The organism is Nocardioides sp. Leaf374 (assembly GCF_916862475.1).
GTDB lineage: Bacteria > Actinomycetota > Actinomycetes > Propionibacteriales > Nocardioidaceae > Nocardioides > Nocardioides kribbensis.
Map to the genome: position 1 here is coordinate 81,869 of NZ_CAKASO010000009.1, position 19,490 is coordinate 101,358.

Sequence of the window (19,490 nt, forward strand, 5' to 3'; positions counted from 1 at the left end):
GCCCCAACCCTAGGAGACGCCCCCGTCAGGCGACCACGGGGCGCTCCGCGGCGGACACGCGGTCGGCCTCGGGAGCGCGGTAGGCCATCTCGGGAGCCCCGACACCGGGGACGGCCGGGCCGTCGGCGCAGTCGGTCGCGACGTCGATGACGATCGGGGCCACCGGCTGCGCACCCTCGCCGCCCGCGGCCGGGTGGCCGGGAGGGGGCTGCGGCTCGAAGCGCAGCCCCTTGCCGCGGATGGTGGTGATCAGGTGCGGGCGCCGCGGGTTGTCGCCGATCTTGCGGCGCACCCAGCCCAGGTGGACGTCGATGGTCTTGGAGGAGGTCCAGAAGCTGGTGTGCCACACCTCGCGCATCAGCTGCTCACGCGTGACGATCTCGCCGGGGCGGGAGATGAGGGCGAGGACGAGATCGAACTCCTTGCGGGAGAAGGTGATCTCGTCGTCCCCCTTCCACGCGCGGCGGGTCTCGGGGTCGAGGGAGACGTCCTGAACGCTGTACACGGGACAACCGTACGAAGCGACCCGGGCGAAAGTAAGGAAATGCCGCACAATGACAGTGGCAGGAAACTGTCACACTGGGGAGACTGAAGAAATGCTCAGTGGCGACGAACGGCCACCGGCTCGACGAGACCGAAGCCGCGCACCGGTCGGGCCGGCAGACGGCGGGTCTCGAACTGGTCCTCCGGCAGCACCGCAGCCGTCGCGGCGTCGATGATGATCCGGTTGCGCCGGGCCACCGCGGTCAGCCGCGCGGCCATGTTGACCGGCGGGCCGAAGACGTCGCCCAGGCGCATCACCACCGACCCGCTGGCCAGGCCGAGGCGGATGTCGGGCATCCGCGGGTCGCGACCGATCACGTTGATGATCCCCTCGGCGGTGTCGTAGGCCCGGATGGGGTCGTCGTTCACGAAGAGCACCGAGTCGCCGATGCTCTTGATCACCCGGCCGCGCTGGGTGGCCACGACGTCGGCGCAGCGCACCTCGAAGAGCTCCACGAGGTCGCCGATGCGCTCCTCGGTGAGGGTGTTGCTGAGGGCGGTGAAGCCCACGATGTCGGCGAAGCCGACGGTGAGCGTGGTCGTGTGGAGGTCCTCGTCGGTGGCGCCGAGGGCCTCGATGCGGGCCGCGGCGGCGGCCAGGTGGCGGCGCCACGCGTAGATCAGCATCGACTCGAAGGGCTTGGAGAAGTCCTCGACGACCTGCAGGGCGAGGTCGACGCGGGCCCCGGGGCCGGCCTCGTCGGCGTCCATCTCCTCGACGTGCTGCACCAGGGCCGAGACCTCCCAGTCGGCCAGGCGCGCCATCGTCTGCCCCACCGCACGCGTGAGGTTGACCGCGAGGTCGAAGTCGATGAGCCCGGAGCGCACCACCTCCAGCAGGACGCCCACCGCCTCGGAGTCGGCGCCCATGAAGGCCGCCTCGTCGGCGGGGTGCTCGGGGAAGCCCAGCGCGCGCCACAGCCGGCGGGCCTGCTCGAGCGAGACACCGGCGTGCTCGGCCAGCTCGGGTGAGGTCAGCACCGGCACGTCGCCCATGATCGCCCGCTCCAGGTCGCCCGGTCGCCTGCTCGGCCCCGGCTCACGCACCGTCGGCCCGCGAGCGCGGCTCGTGCAGGTCGTGCAGGAGCAGGTTGAGGCGGCGGTGGGTCTCCTCGACGTGGGGGATGTCGGGCAGCGCGACCTGACCGTGGGTGCTGGCGTCGCTGATGATCAGCGTGCCGCAGCCCAGGAGCCGGTCGACCAGGTGCAGCTCGATGGCCACGTCGCTGATCCGCGACAGCGGGATGTCGTGGCCACGGCGGGTCACGACGCCGGTGCGGGTGATGAGACGACGGTCGGTGAAGGTGTAGGAGGCGGTGAGCCAGACCAGGAAGGGGCGCAGCACCCACCACAGCGCGGCCACGGCGACCAGCGCCCACACGACCAGCGACGCCACGCGGCCCACCTCGCCCTCGAGCAGCACCAGCGCCGCGACGCCGACGGCGAGCAGCACGACGAGGGTCAGCAGCGGCAGCAGCAGCGCCTTGGGGTGGGTGCGGGTGCTGAGGACGACGGACTCCCCGTCGTTGAGCAGCTTCTGCGAGATGGCCACCACACGATCATGTCACCTGCGGGCGACCCGCGCGCACCGGTCGGGCCACCTCACAGGGCGCGCGCGTGCACCACGTCGCCGGCCCCCACGGCCACCTCGCCGTCGGGTCCCGCGACCACCAGGCGACCCTGCTCGTCGACCCCGGTCGCCTGCCCCAGCAGGGTCCGCCCCGCGGGCAGCTCGACGCGCACGCGCCGGCCGACGCTCACGCAGGAGGCGGCGTACGACGCGCGCAGCCGCTCGGCCGCGCCGGCGCCGCCGCCCTGCCAGGTGTCGTAGGACTCCCGCAGCGTGGCGAGCAGGTCGACGAGGAGGGCCGCGCGGCTCGGCACCGGGAGGCCGAGCCGGTCGGCCTCGAGCGCCAGCGAGGTGGCCGTGGCGACCGGCAGCCGGTCGGCAGGGGTCCCGACGTTGAGCCCGATCCCGACCACGGCGGCCGCACCGGCGGGACCCTCGACCCGCTCGACGAGGATCCCGACCAGCTTGCGCTCGCCGCCCGCGGGGGCGCACAGCACGTCGTTGGGCCACTTCACCCCGGCCTCGAAGCCGTGGGCGCGCAGGGTCGCGGCGACCGCCTGCCCGGTCAGCAGCGGCAGCCACGGCCACTGCTGCGCCGGCACCCGCGGGCGCAGCAGGACCGAGAAGGGCAGGGAGGTGCGCGCCGGCATCTCGAAGCCGCGGTCGAGGCGTCCCCGGCCCGCGGTCTGGTGCTCGGCCACCACCACCAGCCCCTCGGCCTCGCCGGACCGGGCCCGCTCGGCGACCAGCGCGTTGGTGGACGGCGTGGAGGCGACCACCTCCACCCTCAGGCCGGGCACCACGAGCGCGGCCGGGTCGAGCGGGGCGTCGAGCGGGAGCCGCTCCGGCTCGTGGGGTGGGCGCTCGGCGGTGTCCGGGGTCACGGGCACTACATTGACGCACGACCACTCGACGGGCCAGATCAGGAGGCCGGATACACGTGAGCGCACAGCCAGGCGAGGGCACCGACGTCCCCTCTCAGGAGACAGGCATCGACCTCCACACCACCGCGGGCAAGCTGGCCGACCTCGACCGCCGTCTCGACGAGGCGGTGCACGCCGGCTCGGCCAAGGCCGTCGAGAAGCAGCACGCCAAGGGCCGCCAGACCGCGCGCGAGCGCATCGAGCAGCTCTTCGACGAGGGCTCCTTCGTGGAGCTCGACGAGCTGGCCCGGCACCGCTCCACCGCCTTCGGCCTGGAGAAGACCCGCCCCTACGGCGACGGCGTGGTGACCGGCTACGGCACCATCGACGGCCGCCAGGTCTGTGTGTTCTCCCAGGACTTCACCGTCTTCGGCGGCTCGCTGGGCGAGGTCTACGGCGAGAAGATCACCAAGGTGATGGACCTCGCCATCAAGACCGGCTGCCCGATCATCGGCATCAACGAGGGTGCCGGCGCCCGGATCCAGGAGGGCGTGGTCTCCCTCGGCCTCTACGGCGAGATCTTCCGCCGCAACGTGCACGCCTCGGGCGTCATCCCGCAGATCTCCATGATCATGGGCTCCTGCGCCGGCGGCCACGTCTACTCCCCCGCGGTCACCGACTTCACGATCATGGTCGACGGCACCTCCAACATGTTCATCACCGGGCCCGACGTCATCAAGACCGTCACCGGCGAGGACGTCTCGATGGAGGAGCTCGGGGGCGCGCGCACCCACAACACCAAGTCGGGCAACGCCCACTACATGGGCTCCGACGAGGCCGACGCGATCGAGTACGTCAAGGCGCTGCTGTCGTTCCTGCCGCAGAACAACCTCGACGAGTCGCCGACCTTCGACGACCCCGCCGACCTCGAGCCCTCCGAGCTCGACCTGGCCCTCGACACGATCATCCCCGACTCCCCGAACCAGCCCTACGACATGCACACCGTCATCGAGGCGGTCGTCGACGACGAGGAGTTCCTCGAGGTCCAGGAGCTCTTCGCCCCCAACCTCATCGTCGGCTTCGGCCGCGTCGAGGGGCACTCGGTGGGCGTCGTGGCCAACCAGCCGATGCAGTTCGCCGGCACCCTCGACATCGACGCCTCGGAGAAGGCCGCGCGCTTCGTCCGCTTCTGCGACGCCTTCAACATCCCGGTGCTGACCTTCGTCGACGTGCCCGGCTTCCTGCCCGGCACCGACCAGGAGTGGAACGGCATCATCCGCCGGGGCGCCAAGCTGATCTACGCCTACGCCGAGGCGACGGTGCCGCTCATCACCGTCATCACCCGCAAGGCCTACGGCGGCGCCTACGACGTCATGGGCTCCAAGCACCTCGGCGCCGACATCAACGTCGCGTGGCCCACCGCCCAGATCGCGGTGATGGGCGCCCAGGGCGCGGCCAACATCGTGCACCGCAAGGAGCTCAAGGCCGTCGAGAAGGAGGGCGGCGACGTCGAGGCGCGTCGTGCCGAGCTCATCGACGAGTACGACACCACCCTGGCCAACCCCTACATCGCCGCCGAGCGTGGCTACATCGACGCGGTCATCACGCCCCACGAGACCCGCGTCGAGGTCGTCCGGGCCCTGCGCCTGCTGCGCTCCAAGCGCGAGACCCTGCCTGCGAAGAAGCACGGGAACATCCCGCTGTGAGCGCCGAGCAGGAGCCCGCGGCTCCCGTGCTGCGGGTCGTCACGCCCGACGCGACGCCGGAGGAGATCGCCGCCCTGGTGGCCGTCGTCTCCGCCCTCGGTGCCGGCCCGGAGCCGGCGCCGGCGACGCGGCGCCCCGAGTGGAGCGCTCCGGCCCGCCTGGTGCGGCGCAACCAGCCGCACGGGCCGGGCGGCTGGCGGGCCAGCGCGCTGCCGCGCTGAGCCCCACGCGCGGCCCGGCTCAGCGCTGCTCGGCGCAGCGGTAGCCGACCTCGCCGACGGCCTCCACGAAACGGGGCCGGTCGCCGGTGTCCTCGAGCTCGTGGAGCAGGGCCCCGACGCACGCGTCGAGGCCCTGCCGGTCGTCGTCGTCGACCACGGTGGGGCCCGGCCGGTCGCCGCGCACCGAGAGCACCAGGTCGGCCTTGCCCCGCACCCGCCGTCCGGTCGAGAGCAGGGTCGTGAGGAGGGTGCGCTCGTGCGCGCCGAGGTCGACCGGCCGCCCGTCGACCTCGACCGCTCCTGTGGCGGTGTCGAGCACCAGGCCGTTGAGCTCCAGCGTCGCCGGCAGCAGGACCCCCGGCGGCGTGCGCGCGGCGAGGCTCGCCGCGTCGGCGACCAGCGCGTCGGCCTTGGCCCGCAGGTCGCGCGGGCGGAAGGGCTTGACCAGGTAGTCGTCGGCGCCAGCCTGCAGACCCGCCGCGGCGTCGCCGTCCTCGGCCATGGCCGAGATCATCACGACGTGGGTGCCGCTGAGCTCGCGCAGCCGGCGCGCCACCGCGAAGCCGTCGAGGCCCGGCATGTTGACGTCGAGGGTCGTCAGGAGCGGCGCGTGCGCGCGCACCGCGTCGATGCCCTCGAAGCCGTTGCCGGCGAGCACCGTGGTCAGGCCCGCCTGGGTGAGCACGATGTCGATGAGGTCGCGGACGTCGGGGTCGTCCTCGATGACCACCGCGACGGGGGCGGCGGCGGGGGGTCGCTCCGGCATGGCCGGGAGCCTAGGGCATGGTCGAGCCCCGCCGGCCGGGGGCGAAGCAGGCCGCGACCACCGCCACCGCGACCGCGGCGGACCCGGTCAGGAGGGCGACGCCGATGGCCCCGTCGTAGCCGGTGGGGGTGATGTCGCCACCCGCGCCGAGGAAGACGGCGGTGAGCACCGCGACGCCGAGGGCGACCCCGAACTCGCGGATCGTGGAGTTGGCCGAGCTGGCCACGGCGAAGTCGGCGTCGGGCAGGCCGTCGAGCACGGCGGTCGCGCTGGGCGCGAAGGTCAGACCCATGCCGATCCCGGCCATCGCCAGGGCGGGCACGAACGACGGGTAGGACGCCTGGCTCTCGGTGAGGGCCGCGAACCACGCCAGCGCCCCGGTCTGCAGCAGCAGCCCCGTCACCAGCAGCGCGCGCAGGCCGGTGCGCGCGGCCAGCGCCCCGGCGATCGGTGCCACGACCATCGGCGCCGCCGTCCAGGGCAGCGTGCGCAGCCCGGCCTCGAGCGGGGAGTAGCCGTCGACGACCTGGAGGTACTGCGAGAGCAGGAAGACCGTGCCGAAGACGCCGAGGGTGAAGGTGAGCCCCACGGCGTTGGCCACCGAGAAGCCCCGGGAGGCGAACAGCCGCAGCGGCAGCACCGCGTAAGCACGCCCCCGTGCCCACCCGACGTACGCCGGGAGCAGCGCGACCGCCACGACGAGCGGGCCGGCGACCCGCACGTCGGACCAGCCGTCGTCGTTGCCGTGCACGATGCCCCAGATGCCGAGGAACACCGCGCCGCCGAGCAGCAGCGTGCCCACGGGGTCGAGCCGCTGCCAGGTGCCGCGCGACTCGGGCACGGCCCAGAGCAGCAGCGGCACGGCCACCACCGCGACCGGCACGTTGAGCCAGAAGATGGCCTGCCAGCTGACGCCCTCGACGACGGCTCCCCCGACCACCGGACCCAGCGCGACGCCGAGCCCGGAGACGCCGCCCCACACGCCGATGGCCGCCGCGCGCCGCTGCGGCGTCACGCTCGCCGCGAGCAGGGTCAGCGACAGCGGCATGATCGCCGCCGCGCCGAGGCCCTGCACGGCGCGCGCGGCGATGAGCGACTCCGCGCTCCCGCTGAGCGCGGCGGCGATCGAGGCGGCCGTGAAGACCACGACGCCCGCCAGCATCACGCGCCGGCGCCCCAGGCGGTCGCCCAGGGTCGCGGCCGGGAGCATGAAGGTCGCGAACGACAGCGTGTAGGCGTTGACGAACCACGACAGCTGGCTGACGCTCGCGGCCAGGTCGGCCTGCACCACCGGCAGGGCACTGGTCATCACGAGGTTGTCGAGCGTGGCCATGAACATCGGCAGCGAGGCCGCGAGGACCGCCAGCGCCACGGGCACGTGGCGACGCGCGGGCGGCGCGGGCGGGGTCGGTGTCAGCGCGGGGGTGGGGCGGTCGTCGGTGAGGGACATCGTGGGCTCCCTGGTGAGGAGGTCGCGGGAAGGCATCGGATGATCAACTCCACGGACGACGGTAGGTAATCGACTGATAACATGTCAAGCATGCCCTCCTCCCGCGCCGAGACCCGCCCCCCGGACCGCGCCGCCGGAGCCTCGCGGATGAGCGCCGAGGACCGCCGCGAGCTGGTGCTCGACGCGGCCACCCGGGCCTTCGCCCGCGGCGGCTACCACGGCACCAGCACCGACGCGGTCGCCCGGGAGGCCGCGGTCTCGCAGCCCTACGTCGTGCGCCTCTTCGGCACCAAGCTCGACCTCTTCCTCGAGGTCTTCGAGCGCGCCACGCTGCGCATCGACCGGGCCTTCGCCGACGTGCTCGCCGAGGGACCCTTCGACCCCGACAGCGACGACGACTGGGGACGCATGGGCCTGGCCTACACCGAGCTGCTGGCCGACCGGGCGCTGCTGCAGGTGATGATGCACGGCTTCTCCGCCGGCGACCTCGACGAGGTGGCCGAGCGGGCCCGCGCCTGCATGGGCCGCATCTTCGCGACCGTGCGGCGCACCGGCTGCACCGACGACCGTGCGCGCGACTTCGTCGCCCACGGCATGCTGCTCAACGTCATGCTCGCGATGCGGGCCCCCGAGCACGTGGGCGAGCGCGGGGCCGACGGCAGCGGCGCCCTCGACGCCCTCACCAGCTGCACCTTCGGCGAGGCCCTCGACGTCGTGGCGCCGCCGTCCCCTGCGCCCGGTCGCTAGCCGGCCTCTAGGCTCGTGCGGTGACCTTCGTGCTGGCCAGTGCCTCCCCCGCCCGACTCGCCACGCTGCGCAGCGCCGGCCTCGATCCCGTGGTCGTGGTCAGCGGCGTCGACGAGTCGGTGCTCGACGGCCTGCCGGCCGCCGACCTCGCCCTCGGACTCGCTCGCCTCAAATGCGACGCCGTGGCCGAGCGGGCCGGGTCGACGGGCTCCGAGGTGCCCGCCGACGCCCTCGTGCTCGGCTGCGACTCGGTGCTCGAGCTCGACGGCCGGGCGCTCGGCAAGCCCCACTCCCCCGCCGAGGCCGTCGCGCGCTGGGAGGCCATGCGCGGGCGCACCGGGGTGCTGCGCACCGGTCACCACCTGCGCGACCTCGCCAGCGGGCGCTCGACCGGGGCGACCGCGTCGACGACCGTGCACTTCGCGCAGGTCAGCGACGCCGAGATCGCGGCCTACGTCGCGACCGGCGAGCCGCTGCACGTCGCGGGCGCCTTCACCGTCGACGGCCTGGGCGGCGCCTTCGTCACCGGCATCGAGGGCGACCACCACAACGTGGTGGGCGTCAGCCTGCCGCTCCTCCGCGAGCTGACGGCGGCGCTGGGTCGGTCGTGGACCGACCTGTGGGCGCGGCCGTGAGGGTCTCCTCGGCGGGGTAGATGTCGCCGAGCCCGATCGGGCGCCGGAACACGAAGGTGCGGAAGAGGTAGAACCGCGCACCGACTCCGAGGGCCAGGCCGATGACGTTGGCCGCGACGTTGTCGGAGACCGGGTCGTCGAGGCCCAGCACGTCGCGGCTGACCACCAGGCACAGCACCGGCAGGGCCATGGTCGCCACGTTGATGACGACGAAGGCCGAGCGGCCCCCGTCGGCCTGGCGCGGCGGACGGTCGCGGAAGGCCCAGCTGCGCGTGCCGCGGTAGCTGATGACCATGCCCACGGTGTTGGCGACGACGTAGGCCAGCACCGGCTGGTCGGGCAGCAGCGCGTGCTCGCCGGTGTTGAAGCCGTGGACCAGGATGTTGAACAGCACGAGCGCCACGACGGTGGCCAGGCCGCCGACGGCCAGGAACCTGCCGACCTCGGCGAGGACCCGCTCGCGACCCTCGCCCATGGGTCCAGGCTAGGCCACGACGACGTCGGGCCGGGGAGCGACGTGCTCCCCGGCCCGACGGCCGTGAGGTTCCGGAGGGGTCCGGAAGGTCCGGCGGGCCTCAGCCGGTGAAGAGCGCCGAGGCCTTGCGGACGGTCTCGACGATGCCGTAGGCCAGCGGGACGCCGACCAGGGCCCAGGCGACGACGATCCGGGCGCTCATGCGTTGCTCCTCTCGGTGGCACGGGCCGCGCGCGGCTCGTGGTACTTGCTGGCGACGGGGCGGACCATCGCGTTGGCCAGCAGGCCCACCGCGAGCAGGCCGACCATGATGAACAGCGCCGGGCGGTAGTCGCCGGCCACGAGCTCACCGGGGGTGCCCCGGCTGTCGAGCACCGAGTTGACGATGAGCGGCCCGGCGACGCCGGCGGCCGACCAGGCGGTCAGCAGCCGGCCGTGGATGGCGCCGACCTGGTAGGTGCCGAAGAGGTCGCGCAGGTAGGCCGGGATCGTGGCGAAGCCGCCGCCGTAGAAGCTGATGATGACCGCGGCCAGCAGCACGAAGAGGGCGGTGGCGCTGCTGCCGACGGTGGCGAGCAGCACGTAGAGCACCAGGCCGAGGCCGAGGTAGACGAAGTAGATGCCCTTGCGCCCGATGATGTCGGAGGTGGAGGACCACACGAAGCGACCGGCCATGTTGAAGATCGACAGCAGGCCGACGAAGCCGCCGGCGGCCACGACCGAGACCGTGCTCGTCGCCCCGTCGCGGAAGAAGTCCTGGATCATCGGCGCGGCCTGCTCGAGGATGCCGATGCCGGCGGTCACGTTGCAGAACAGGATGGTCCACAGCAGCCAGAACTGCGGGGTCTTGATCGCGTTGGCCGCGGAGACCGAGTCGGTGGTGACGAGGCTCTTCTGCTTGACCGTCGAGGGGTCGAAGCCGTCGGGGCGCCAGTCGTCGGCCGGCACCCGCATGGTGAAGGCGCCGAACATCATGAAGACCAGGTAGAGCGCGGCGAGCGTGAGGAAGAGCAGCACCAGGGCCTGGCCGTCGGCGAACGGGTTCTCCGTGGCGCTGAAGGAGGGGTCGTAGGCGGCGAGCAGCTCGCCGCTCAGCGGGCTGGCGATGAGCGCGCCGCCGCCGAAGCCCATGATCGCCATGCCGGTGGCCAGCCCGGGACGGTCGGGGAACCACTTGATGAGCGTCGAGACCGGCGAGATGTAGCCGATGCCGAGGCCGATGCCGCCGATCACGCCGTAGCCGAGGTAGAAGACCCAGATGCTGCCGATCGCGATGCCCAGGGCGCCGACGAGGAAGCCGGTGACCCAGAAGCAGGCGGAGACGAACATGGCGGCGCGCGGACCGTTGCGGTCCACCCACGTGCCGAAGAGGGCGGCGGAGACGCCGAGCATCACGATCGCGATCGAGAACGAGACGCCCACGGCGGTGAGGCTGGAGTCGAAGTGCTCGACCAGGGCGCTCTTGTAGACGCTGGTGGCGTAGACCTGGCCGATGCAGAGGTGGACGGCCAGGGCGGCCGGGGGGATGAGCCAGCGGTTGAAGCCGGGCGGGGCCACGGTCTTCTCGCGGGCGAGGAACGACGGAACCACGGGGGATACCTCCGAGTCGGGAACCCGCTAGTTCTACTCCCCCGCCCGAGTGGCGTGGCTCACCCCCCTGGGGTGGCCCGCCCGTGGCGTCGGGTGTAGGGGGCCCGCCGCACGGGTCTCACTCCACCGGGAGGCCCAGGCCCCGCGCGATGAGCATCCGCTGCACCTCGGAGGTGCCCTCGCCGATCTCGAGCACCTTGGCGTCGCGGTAGAAACGGGCCACGGGGTACTCCTCCATGAAGCCGTAGCCGCCGAAGACCTGCGTCGCGATGCGGGTCGCGGTGACCGCCGACTCGGTGGAGTAGAGCTTGGCCACCGCCGCCGCCTGCTTGAAGTCGCGGTACGGCGCGCCGCCGTCCTTCATCGCCGCGGCGCGGTAGGTGAGCATCCGGCTGGCGTGCAGCATGACCTCGAGGTCGGCCAGCTGGAAGGCCACGCCCTGCTTGCGCCCGATGGGGCCGCCGAAGGTCTGGCGCTCCCCCGCGTAGGCCAGCGCCATGTCGAGGCAGGCCTGGATGCAGCCCACCGAGAGCGCGGAGATCGCCACGCGCCCGTCGTCGAGGGTGGCGAGGAACTGGGCGTAGCCCCGGCCGCGCTCGCCCAGCAGGTGGTCGGCCGGGACCCGCACGTCGTCGAAGGACAGCGGGTGGGTGTCGGAGGCGTGCCAGCCGAGCTTGTCGTAGGCCTTCTCGGCGGTGAAGCCCGGCGTGCCCGCCGGCACCATGATCGCGGAGATCTCGGGCCGGCCGTCCTCGCGCGTGCCGGTGCGGGCCGTGGCGGTGACCAGCGAGGTGATCGCGCTGCCGGAGTTGGTGATGAACTGCTTGGCGCCGTTGACCACCCACTCCTCCCCCGCCAGCTCCGCGCGGGTGGCGGTGGCGCCGGCGTCGGAGCCCGCACCCGGCTCGGTGAGGCCGAAGCCGGCCAGCTGCTCCCCGGCGACCAGCGCGGGCAGCCAGCGCTCCTTCTGCTCCTGCGTGCCGTAGGTGAGGATCGGGTTGATGCCCAGGCCCACACCGGCCTGCAGGGTGATGCCCATCGACTGGTCGACGCGCCCGATCTCCTCGATCGCCACGCACAGGCTGGTGAAGTCGCCGTCCTCGCCGGCCCCGCCGAACTCCTCGGGCGCGGTGAGGCCGAAGAGCCCCAGCTCGCCCATCTGCTGCACCACGTCGACCGGGAAGTGGTGCTCGCGGTCCCACTGCGCGGCGTGGGGGGCGATCTGGGCCTGCGCGAAGTCGCGCACGCTGCGGCGGAACTCCTCGTGCTCGCGGGAGAGCTCGAAGGCCGAGCCCGGGAGGCCGACGGGGACGGAGGACGTGACGGCGGTCATGTCGCCCATGCTAGCCGCGCGGTTAGCGTCTGTTAACCACGTGGGCGGCCGACCCCCGGACCGGGCGAGGGAGTCCGGAGGACAGACCTCGCCGACGCCGGCGCGGAGCGGGCGATAGCCTGCGCACGAGGTGCGGCCGGAGCCGTGCCGAGGACGACGCAGGACCCCTGCGGAGCCCCACCCAGGACAGCCAGAACCCACCAGCCCCACCACAGACACCCAGGAGTGACAGGTGCCGGAGACCACGCCGCTGCAGAAGGTGCTCATCGCCAACCGGGGCGAGATCGCGGTCCGGGTCATCCGGGCCTGCAAGGACGCCGGCATCGGCAGCGTCGCCGTCTACGCCGAGCCCGACCGCGACGCCATCTTCGTGCGCATGGCCGACGAGGCCTACTCCCTCGAGGGCGCCACCCCGGCCGAGTCCTACCTCGACATCGCCAAGATCATCGCCGTGGCCCAGCGCTCCGGCGCCGACTCGGTCCACCCGGGCTACGGCTTCCTCGCCGAGAACGCCGACTTCGCGCAGGCCGTGCTCGACGCCGGGCTGATCTGGATCGGCCCCCCGCCGGCCGCCATCGAGGCCCTGGGCGACAAGGCCAAGGCCAAGCACATCGCCGACAAGGCCGAGGCGCCCCTGGCCCCCGGCACCAAGGACCCCGTGGCCGACGCCGACGAGGTCGTCGCCTTCGCCCGCGACAACGGCCTGCCCGTGGCCATCAAGGCCGTCTTCGGCGGTGGCGGTCGCGGCCTCAAGGTCGCCCGCACCCTGGAGGAGATCCCCGACGCCTACGAGTCGGCGGTGCGCGAGGCGGTCACCGCCTTCGGGCGCGGCGAGTGCCTGGTCGAGAAGTTCCTCGACAAGCCGCGCCACGTCGAGACCCAGTGCCTGGCCGACCAGCACGGCAACGTCGTGGTGGTCTCCACGCGCGACTGCTCGCTGCAGCGGCGCAACCAGAAGCTCGTGGAGGAGGCGCCCGCGCCCTTCCTGAGCCAGGAGCAGCTCGCCGAGCTCTACGAGTCCTCCAAGCGCATCCTGCGCGAGGCGGGCTACTACGGCGCCGGCACCTGCGAGTTCCTGGTCGCCCAGGACGGCACCATCTCCTTCCTCGAGGTCAACACCCGCCTCCAGGTCGAGCACTGCGTCTCCGAGGAGGTCACCGGCATCGACCTCGTGCGCGAGATGTTCCGCATCGCCGCCGGCGAGGAGCTCGGCTACGACGACCCGGAGATCCGCGGGCACTCCATCGAGTTCCGCATCAACGCCGAGGACGGCGGGCGCAACTTCATGCCCGCGCCGGGCACCCTCACCGCCTGGGCGCCGCCCAGCGGACCCGGCGTGCGCGTCGACGGCGGCTACGAGTCGGGCCAGACCGTCCCCGGCTCCTTCGACTCCCTCATCGCCAAGCTCGTCGTCACCGGCCGCGACCGCACCCAGGCCCTCGAGCGCTCGCGCCGCGCGCTGGAGGAGTTCGTGGTCGACGGCATGCCGACCGTCATCCCCTTCCACCGCGCCGTGGTCTCCGACCCGGCCTACGTCGGCGCCTCCACCCCCACCGGCGAGGGCTCCTTCGAGGTCTACACCCAGTGGATCGAGACCGAGTTCGACAACCGGATCGAGCCCTACTCCGGTGAGGCCGGCGAGGCGGCCGAGGAGGCCGAGCGCCAGAAGGTCGTCGTCGAGGTCGGCGGCAAGCGCCTCGAGGTCGTCCTGCCCGGCGGGCTCGGCGGCGTCGCCGCGGCCGCCGGCGGCGGGGGCAAGGCCAAGCCGAAGCGGGCGGGCGGCAAGAAGGCCGGCGCGGCCGCCAGCGGCGACGCCGTCACCAGCCCGATGCAGGGCACCGTGGTCAAGGTCGTGGTCGCCGAGGGCCAGGAGGTCGCCGAGGGCGACACCGTCGTGGTCATCGAGGCGATGAAGATGGAGCAGCCGCTGAAGGCCCACAAGGCCGGCACCGTCACGGGCCTGCAGGCCGAGGTCGGCGCCACCGTCACCAACGGCGCCGTGATCTGCGAGCTCAAGGACTGAGCCGGCGGGCGCCGAGGGGGTCGGTCGGTAGCGTCGGACCCGTGCCCCACGAGCCCGACCCGCAGCCCGACCCGCAGCCCGACCCGCATCCCGAGCTGCGAGCCCCGTCGCAGCGGGTCAGCCCGCGCGCCCGCACGATGTGGACCGTCGAGACCCTCCTCGAGGGGCTCGTCTCCGCCGCCCTCGTGGTGGTCGTCGTGGCCCTGGTCGACGCGGTCGACGTCACCTGGTGGGGCGTGGCCCTGCTGGGAGCCGCGGTCGCGGCGTACGCCCTGGTCGTGCCGCGGTGGCGCTGGGCGGTGCACCGGTGGGAGGTCACCGACACCGCGGTCTACACCCAGGTCGGGTGGTGGAGCCTGGAGCAGCGGGTCGCGCCGCTCTCACGGATCCAGACCGTCGACCACGTCGTCGGCCCGGTCGAGCGGGCCTTCGGCCTGGCCACCGTCACCGTCACGACGGCCTCGGCGGCCGGGGCGCTGCGGGTCTCCGGCCTCGAGCGCGACCGTGCCCGCCGCCTCGTCGACGAGCTGACGCTGCGCGCCGAGGCCGCCGGCGGCGACGCGACGTGAGCGAGCCGGAGCCGGTGGTCGAGCCGGTCGTGGAGCCGGTGGTCGAGCCGGTGGTCGAGCCGGTGGTGGCGGAGTCCGAGTGGCAGCGCCTCGACCCCCGGATGCTGCTGGTGCACCCGGTCAAGGAGGTCGTGCGCTTCCTGCCGGTGCTCGTCGGCGTGTGGTTCGCCGGCAGTGCGGCGGGCTCGTCGTGGCAGCTGCTGGGGGTGGCGCTGCCCGTGGCCCTGGGGGTGCTGCGCTACCTCACGACCAGCTTCCGCGTCGCCCACGACCGCGTCGAGCTGCGTCGCGGCCTGCTCGAGCGCCACGTGCTCTCCACCCCCGTCGACCGGGTGCGCACGGTCGACCTCACCGCCTCCCCCGTGCACCGCGTGCTGGGACTGACCACGATGCGCGTCGGCACCGGCACGGCCTCCAGCGACGACGACGAGCAGCTCGACCTCGACGGGCTGCCCGTGGAGCGGGCCCGCCGGCTGCGCGATGAGCTGCTGCGCGCGGCCCCCTCCGCGCCGGGCGCCGAGGAGGACCTCGACGCCGAGGGCCGGTCGCGGCCCCCGGCGCCCGCGGCGCCGCCCGTGCTCGTGCTCGACGCCGCCTGGGCCCGCTACGCCCCGCTCACCAGCGCGGGGCTCGTGCTCGCCGCCGCCGTCGTCGGCGGTGGGCTGCAGCTCCTGCAGGTCCTCGGGGGGCTCGACCGCATCGACGTCGACGGCGTGGCCCGCGACGTCGCCACCGCACCGCTGCTGGCCCTCGCCGCCGTCGCCGTGGGCCTCGGCCTCGTGGTCGTCGCCGGGCTCGCCGTCGTGGCGTACCTGGTGTCCTACTGGGGCTTCTCGCTGCGGCGGTCGGGGGCCAGCTGGCACCTGGTGCGCGGCCTGCTCACCACCCGGGAGACCAGCCTCGACGACGCGCGCCTGCACGGCGTCACCCTGGCCGAGCCGATCGGGCTCCGCCTGGCCGGCGGCGCCGGGCTCAGCGCGATCGTCACCGGGCTGCGGGGCGAGGGCGGCGCGTCCAGCGCCCTGCTCACTCCGCCCGCGCCGTACGCCGTGGTCGCCGCGACGGCCGCGTCCGTGGTGGGTGACGCCGAGCCGGTCACGGGGCCGCTGGTGCCGCACGGGCCGCAGGCGACGCGTCGTGCGTGGGTGCGCGCCTGCGCGCCGGCGCTCGTGCTCGCGGGCCTGGTGGTGGCGGGGGTGCTCGCCGACCTCCCGGGCACGTCGTCGTGGCTGCTGCCGCTCGTGCCCGTGCTGCTCGTGGGCGGCGCCCTGCTGGGCCGCGACCGCGCCCGCTCGCTGGGTCACGCGCTCACCGCGCGCCACCTCGTGGCGCGCCGCGGCAGCGTGGTGCGGCGCCGCGACGTGCTCGCCCGCGAGGCGGTCATCGGGTGGACGCTGCGGGCCACGTGGCTCCAGCGGCGCGCCGGCCTGTGCTCGCTGGTCGCGACGACCGCGGGCGGGCGGCAGTCGGTGGTGGTGGCCGACGTGCCGCGCGCCCTCGCGGTCCGGCTCGCCACCTCGGCCCGGCCCGGGCTGCTGGAGCAGTTCCTCCTGGTGGACGAGTCACACGGCTGACACACCGACGTCGGTACCCTCCGGGCATGTTCTCCAAGGTGCTGGTGGCCAACCGCGGCGAGATCGCGATCCGGGCGTTCCGCGCGGCGTACGAGCTCGGGGCCGAGACCGTCGCGGTGTTCCCCTACGAGGACCGTGGCTCGGAGCACCGGCTCAAGGCCGACGAGGCCTACGAGATCGGCGAGCGCGGCCACCCCGTGCGCACCTACCTCGACCCGGACGCGATCGTGGCCGCGGCGGTCCAGGCCGGCGCCGACGCGGTCTACCCCGGCTACGGCTTCCTCTCGGAGAACCCCGCACTGGCCGAGGCCTGCGCCAACGCCGGGATCACCTTCATCGGGCCCACCGCCGACGTCCTCGAGCTGACCGGCAACAAGGCCCGTGCCATCGCCGCCGCCAAGGCGGCCGGCGTGCCCGTCCTGGCCAGCGTCGAGCCCTCGACCGACGTCGACGCCCTCGTCGAGGCCGCCCAGGAGCTGCCCTTCCCGCTCTTCGTCAAGGCCGTGGCGGGTGGCGGCGGGCGCGGCATGCGCCGCGTCGACCACCCGGCCAGGCTGCGCGAGGCCGTCGAGACCTGCATGCGCGAGGGCGAGGCCGCCTTCGGCGACCCCACCGTCTTCGTCGAGCAGGCCGTGGTGGAGCCGCGCCACATCGAGGTGCAGATCCTCGCCGACGGCCAGGGCGGGGTCATGCACCTCTTCGAGCGCGACTGCTCGGTGCAGCGACGTCACCAGAAGGTCGTGGAGATCGCCCCGGCGCCCAACCTCGACCCGGAGCTGCGCGAGCGCATGTGCGCCGACGCGGTGCGCTTCGCCCGCGAGATCGGCTACCGCAACGCCGGCACCGTCGAGTTCCTCCTCGACCCCGACGGCAACTACGTCTTCATCGAGATGAACCCCCGCATCCAGGTCGAGCACACCGTGACCGAGGAGGTCACCGACGTCGACCTCGTGCAGTCGCAGATGCGCATCGCCTCCGGGGAGAGCCTCGCCGACCTCGGGCTGTCGCAGGAGACCGTGCAGCTGCGCGGTGCCGCGCTGCAGTGCCGCATCACCACCGAGAGCCCCGCCAACGACTTCCGCCCCGACACCGGCACCATCACCACCTACCGCTCCCCCGGCGGCGCCGGTGTGCGCGTCGACGGCGGCACGACCTACTCCGGCGCCGAGGTCAGCGCCCACTTCGACTCGATGCTGGCCAAGCTCACCTGCCGCGGTCGCGACTTCCCCACCGCGGTGGCCCGCGCGCGCCGCGCCGTCGCGGAGTTCCGCATCCGTGGTGTCGCCACCAACATCGCCTTCCTCCAGGCGCTGCTCGACGACCCCGACTTCGCCGCGGGCCGGGTGACCACGTCGTTCATCGAGACCCACCCGCAGCTGCTCACCGCACGCGCCTCCGGCGACCGCGGCACCAAGCTGCTGGCCTACCTCGCCGACGTCACCGTCAACAAGCCCCACGGCGAGGCCCCGGTGACCCTCGACCCCCGCACCAAGCTGCCGCGGGTCGACCTGTCGGTGCCCGCCCCCGACGGCACCCGCCAGCAGCTGCTGGCGCTGGGGCCCGACGCCTTCGCCCGCGACCTGCGCGAGCGCACCGGGGTGGCCGTCACCGACACCACCTTCCGCGACGCCCACCAGTCGCTGCTGGCGACCCGGGTGCGCACCAAGGACCTCCTCGCCGTCGCCGGCCACGTCGCCCGCACCACCCCGCAGCTGTGGTCGCTGGAGGCCTGGGGCGGCGCGACCTACGACGTCTCGCTGCGCTTCCTCGCCGAGGACCCCTGGGAGCGCCTGGCCCAGCTGCGGCAGGCCGTGCCCAACATCTGCCTGCAGATGCTGCTGCGCGGGCGCAACACCGTCGGCTACACCCCCTACCCCACCGCGGTGACCCACGCCTTCGTCGAGGAGGCCGCCGCCACCGGCATCGACGTGTTCCGGATCTTCGACGCCCTCAACGACGTGGAGCAGATGCGCCCGGCCATCGAGGCCGTGCGCGCCACCGGCACCACGGTGGCCGAGGTCGCGCTGTGCTACACCGGCGACCTCTCCGACCCCGCCGAGGACCTCTACACCCTCGACTACTACCTGCGCCTGGCCGAGCAGATCGTCGACGCCGGCGCCCACGTGCTGGCCATCAAGGACATGGCCGGTCTGCTGCGCGCCCCCGCGGCCCGCACGCTGGTGACCGCGCTGCGCGAGCGCTTCGACCTGCCGGTGCACCTGCACACCCACGACACCCCGGGCGGGCAGCTGGCCACCCTGCTGGCCGCCATCGACGCCGGGGTCGACGCGGTCGACGCCGCGACCGCCTCGATGGCGGGCACGACCTCGCAGCCGCCGATCTCGGCGCTGGTCGCCGGCACCGACTTCTCGGCGCGCGAGACCGGCCTCGACCTCGCGGCGGTCAACGCGCTCGAGCCGTACTGGGAGGCCACCCGCCGCGTCTACGCCCCCTTCGAGTCGGGCCTGCCGGCGCCCACCGGGCGGGTCTACCGCCACGAGATCCCCGGCGGCCAGCTCTCCAACCTGCGCCAGCAGGCGATCGCGCTCGGCCTGGGCGAGAAGTTCGAGCAGATCGAGGACATGTACGCCGCGGCCAACGACATCCTGGGCCGGGTCGTGAAGGTGACGCCGTCGTCCAAGGTGGTCGGCGACCTCGCGCTCCACCTGGTCGCCGCGGGCGCCGACCCCGAGGAGTTCGCCGCCGACCCGGCCTCCTTCGACATCCCCGGCTCGGTCATCGGCTTCCTGCACGGCGAGCTCGGCGACCCGCCCGGCGGCTGGCCCGAGCCGTTCCGCACCAAGGCGCTGGAGGGTCGCTCCTACCAGGCGCCGGCCGAGGAGCTCACCGACGAGCAGGCCGCGGGCCTGGGCCTCGACGGCGAGGTCAGCCAGCGCACCCGCCGCGACACCCTCAACGAGCTGCTCTTCGCCGGCCCGACCAAGGAGTTCCGCGAGTCGCGCTCGACCTACGGCGACCTCTCGGTGCTGTCCACCCTGGACTTCCTCTACGGGCTGCGCCGCGGCGAGGAGCACACCGTGGAGATCGCGGAGGGCAAGAAGCTCATCCTCGGCGTCCAGGCGATCGGCGAGCCCGACGAGCGCGGCATCCGCACGGTGATGTGCACCATCAACGGCCAGATGCGCCCGATCCCGGTGCGCGACCGCTCGGTCTCGGCCGACGCCGCGGCCGTGGAGAAGGCCGACCCGTCGAAGCCGGGCCAGGTCGCGGCCCCCTTCCAGGGCGTCGTGAGCGTCGTCGTGGCCGAGGGCGACCGCGTCGCCGCGGGCGACACCGTGGCCACCATCGAGGCCATGAAGATGGAGGCGGCCATCACCGCCCCCGTCGACGGCACGGTGGAGCGGGTGGCGCTGTCGGGCACCCAGGCCGTCGAGGGCGGTGACCTGGTCGTCGTGCTGGCCTAG

Annotated in this window: 18 protein-coding genes; 8 read left to right on the plus strand and 10 right to left on the minus strand. The window is 73.6% G+C overall.

Annotation, left to right across the window (positions count from 1 at the left end):
• Positions 1–25: 25 nt before the first annotated feature.
• The 4 genes from LPA27_RS06555 to LPA27_RS06570 form a co-directional block, all read right to left on the minus strand.
• Positions 26–505, minus strand: a complete 480-nt coding sequence (locus LPA27_RS06555) for a winged helix-turn-helix domain-containing protein (protein WP_228941924.1) — start codon at positions 503–505, stop codon at positions 26–28.
• A gap of 95 nt (positions 506–600) precedes the next feature.
• Positions 601–1,539, minus strand: a complete 939-nt coding sequence (locus LPA27_RS06560; protein WP_056863912.1) for an adenylate/guanylate cyclase domain-containing protein — start codon at positions 1,537–1,539, stop codon at positions 601–603.
• A gap of 43 nt (positions 1,540–1,582) precedes the next feature.
• A complete protein-coding gene (locus tag LPA27_RS06565; RefSeq protein ID WP_228941925.1) occupies positions 1,583–2,095 on the minus strand; it encodes a PH domain-containing protein in 513 nt (170 codons plus the stop codon).
• 50 nt (positions 2,096–2,145) lie between these two features.
• Positions 2,146–2,997 (minus strand): biotin--[acetyl-CoA-carboxylase] ligase, encoded by an 852-nt coding sequence (locus LPA27_RS06570; protein WP_228941926.1) that lies wholly within the window; start codon positions 2,995–2,997, stop codon positions 2,146–2,148.
• A gap of 107 nt (positions 2,998–3,104) precedes the next feature.
• Between LPA27_RS06570 and LPA27_RS06575 the strand changes: the two genes are divergently transcribed.
• Positions 3,105–4,682: an acyl-CoA carboxylase subunit beta gene (locus LPA27_RS06575; protein WP_156697903.1), complete on the plus strand. Its 1,578-nt coding sequence runs from the start codon at positions 3,105–3,107 to the stop codon at positions 4,680–4,682.
• Complete coding sequence (locus LPA27_RS06580; protein WP_228941927.1) at positions 4,679–4,903, plus strand: acyl-CoA carboxylase subunit epsilon; 225 nt, start codon at positions 4,679–4,681, stop codon at positions 4,901–4,903. Before LPA27_RS06575 ends, LPA27_RS06580 begins: the two co-directional genes overlap by 4 nt.
• 19 nt (positions 4,904–4,922) lie before the next feature.
• On the opposite strand, the gene LPA27_RS06585 is transcribed toward LPA27_RS06580, so the two are convergent.
• Both LPA27_RS06585 and LPA27_RS06590 read right to left on the minus strand, forming a co-directional pair.
• The gene (locus tag LPA27_RS06585) at positions 4,923–5,669 is read right to left on the minus strand and encodes a response regulator transcription factor (RefSeq protein ID WP_228941928.1); all 747 of its coding nucleotides are present in this window, start codon (positions 5,667–5,669) and stop codon (positions 4,923–4,925) included.
• 10 nt (positions 5,670–5,679) lie between these two features.
• Entirely contained in the window at positions 5,680–7,119 is a 1,440-nt protein-coding gene (locus LPA27_RS06590; protein ID WP_228941929.1) for an MFS transporter, read from the minus strand.
• Between the two features lie 90 nt (positions 7,120–7,209).
• On the opposite strand from LPA27_RS06590, the gene LPA27_RS06595 reads away from it, so the two are divergent.
• Together LPA27_RS06595 and LPA27_RS06600 are read left to right on the plus strand one after the other, a co-directional pair.
• Positions 7,210–7,866 carry a TetR/AcrR family transcriptional regulator gene (locus LPA27_RS06595; RefSeq protein ID WP_228941930.1) on the plus strand — a complete coding sequence of 219 codons (657 nt, stop codon included), beginning with the start codon at positions 7,210–7,212 and terminating at the stop codon, positions 7,864–7,866.
• Between the two features lie 20 nt (positions 7,867–7,886).
• Positions 7,887–8,501, plus strand: coding sequence for a Maf family protein (locus LPA27_RS06600; RefSeq protein WP_228941931.1), 615 nt, complete (start codon positions 7,887–7,889; stop codon positions 8,499–8,501).
• Here LPA27_RS06600 and LPA27_RS06605 read toward each other — a convergent pair.
• The 4 genes from LPA27_RS06605 to LPA27_RS06615 form a co-directional block, all read right to left on the minus strand.
• Entirely contained in the window at positions 8,428–8,976 is a 549-nt protein-coding gene (locus LPA27_RS06605) for a GtrA family protein (protein WP_228941932.1), read from the minus strand. The two genes, LPA27_RS06600 and LPA27_RS06605, sit on opposite strands and share 74 nt — an antisense overlap.
• A gap of 100 nt (positions 8,977–9,076) precedes the next feature.
• Entirely contained in the window at positions 9,077–9,178 is a 102-nt protein-coding gene (locus tag LPA27_RS19385; protein WP_414855733.1) for an MFS transporter small subunit, read from the minus strand.
• A complete protein-coding gene (locus LPA27_RS06610; protein ID WP_228941933.1) occupies positions 9,175–10,566 on the minus strand; it encodes an OFA family MFS transporter in 1,392 nt (463 codons plus the stop codon). Before LPA27_RS06610 ends, LPA27_RS19385 begins: the two co-directional genes overlap by 4 nt.
• 118 nt (positions 10,567–10,684) lie before the next feature.
• Complete coding sequence (locus tag LPA27_RS06615; protein WP_228941934.1) at positions 10,685–11,899, minus strand: acyl-CoA dehydrogenase family protein; 1,215 nt, start codon at positions 11,897–11,899, stop codon at positions 10,685–10,687.
• 250 nt (positions 11,900–12,149) lie between these two features.
• Here LPA27_RS06615 and LPA27_RS06620 point away from each other — a divergent pair, with 250 nt between their 5' ends.
• The 4 genes from LPA27_RS06620 to LPA27_RS06635 are packed head-to-tail and all read left to right on the plus strand — an operon-like array spanning position 12,150 to position 19,490.
• Complete coding sequence (locus LPA27_RS06620) at positions 12,150–13,922, plus strand: acetyl/propionyl/methylcrotonyl-CoA carboxylase subunit alpha (protein ID WP_227488654.1); 1,773 nt, start codon at positions 12,150–12,152, stop codon at positions 13,920–13,922.
• 41 nt (positions 13,923–13,963) lie between these two features.
• The gene (locus LPA27_RS06625; protein WP_228941935.1) at positions 13,964–14,491 is read left to right on the plus strand and encodes a PH domain-containing protein; all 528 of its coding nucleotides are present in this window, start codon (positions 13,964–13,966) and stop codon (positions 14,489–14,491) included.
• On the plus strand, positions 14,488–16,065 hold the full coding sequence (locus LPA27_RS06630; protein ID WP_228941936.1) for a PH domain-containing protein: 1,578 nt from the start codon (positions 14,488–14,490) through the stop codon (positions 16,063–16,065). The genes LPA27_RS06625 and LPA27_RS06630 overlap by 4 nt, the downstream gene beginning before the upstream one ends.
• 26 nt (positions 16,066–16,091) lie before the next feature.
• Positions 16,092–19,490 (plus strand): pyruvate carboxylase, encoded by a 3,399-nt coding sequence (locus LPA27_RS06635; protein WP_228941937.1) that lies wholly within the window; start codon positions 16,092–16,094, stop codon positions 19,488–19,490.

What these genes read in the sequence shown, in the direction of transcription:
- LPA27_RS06585 (WP_228941928.1), bottom strand. Translation starts at nt 5,669, where the DNA reads ATGCCGGAGCGACCCCCCGCCGCCGCCCCCGTCGCGGTGGTCATCGAG.
- LPA27_RS06635 (WP_228941937.1), top strand. Translation starts at nt 16,092, where the DNA reads ATGTTCTCCAAGGTGCTGGTGGCCAACCGCGGCGAGATCGCGATCCGG.
- LPA27_RS06595 (WP_228941930.1), top strand. Translation starts at nt 7,210, where the DNA reads ATGCCCTCCTCCCGCGCCGAGACCCGCCCCCCGGACCGCGCCGCCGGA.
- LPA27_RS06605 (WP_228941932.1), bottom strand. Translation starts at nt 8,976, where the DNA reads ATGGGCGAGGGTCGCGAGCGGGTCCTCGCCGAGGTCGGCAGGTTCCTG.
- LPA27_RS06560 (WP_056863912.1), bottom strand. Translation starts at nt 1,539, where the DNA reads ATGGGCGACGTGCCGGTGCTGACCTCACCCGAGCTGGCCGAGCACGCC.
- LPA27_RS19385 (WP_414855733.1), bottom strand. Translation starts at nt 9,178, where the DNA reads ATGAGCGCCCGGATCGTCGTCGCCTGGGCCCTGGTCGGCGTCCCGCTG.
- LPA27_RS06590 (WP_228941929.1), bottom strand. Translation starts at nt 7,119, where the DNA reads ATGTCCCTCACCGACGACCGCCCCACCCCCGCGCTGACACCGACCCCG.
- LPA27_RS06615 (WP_228941934.1), bottom strand. Translation starts at nt 11,899, where the DNA reads ATGACCGCCGTCACGTCCTCCGTCCCCGTCGGCCTCCCGGGCTCGGCC.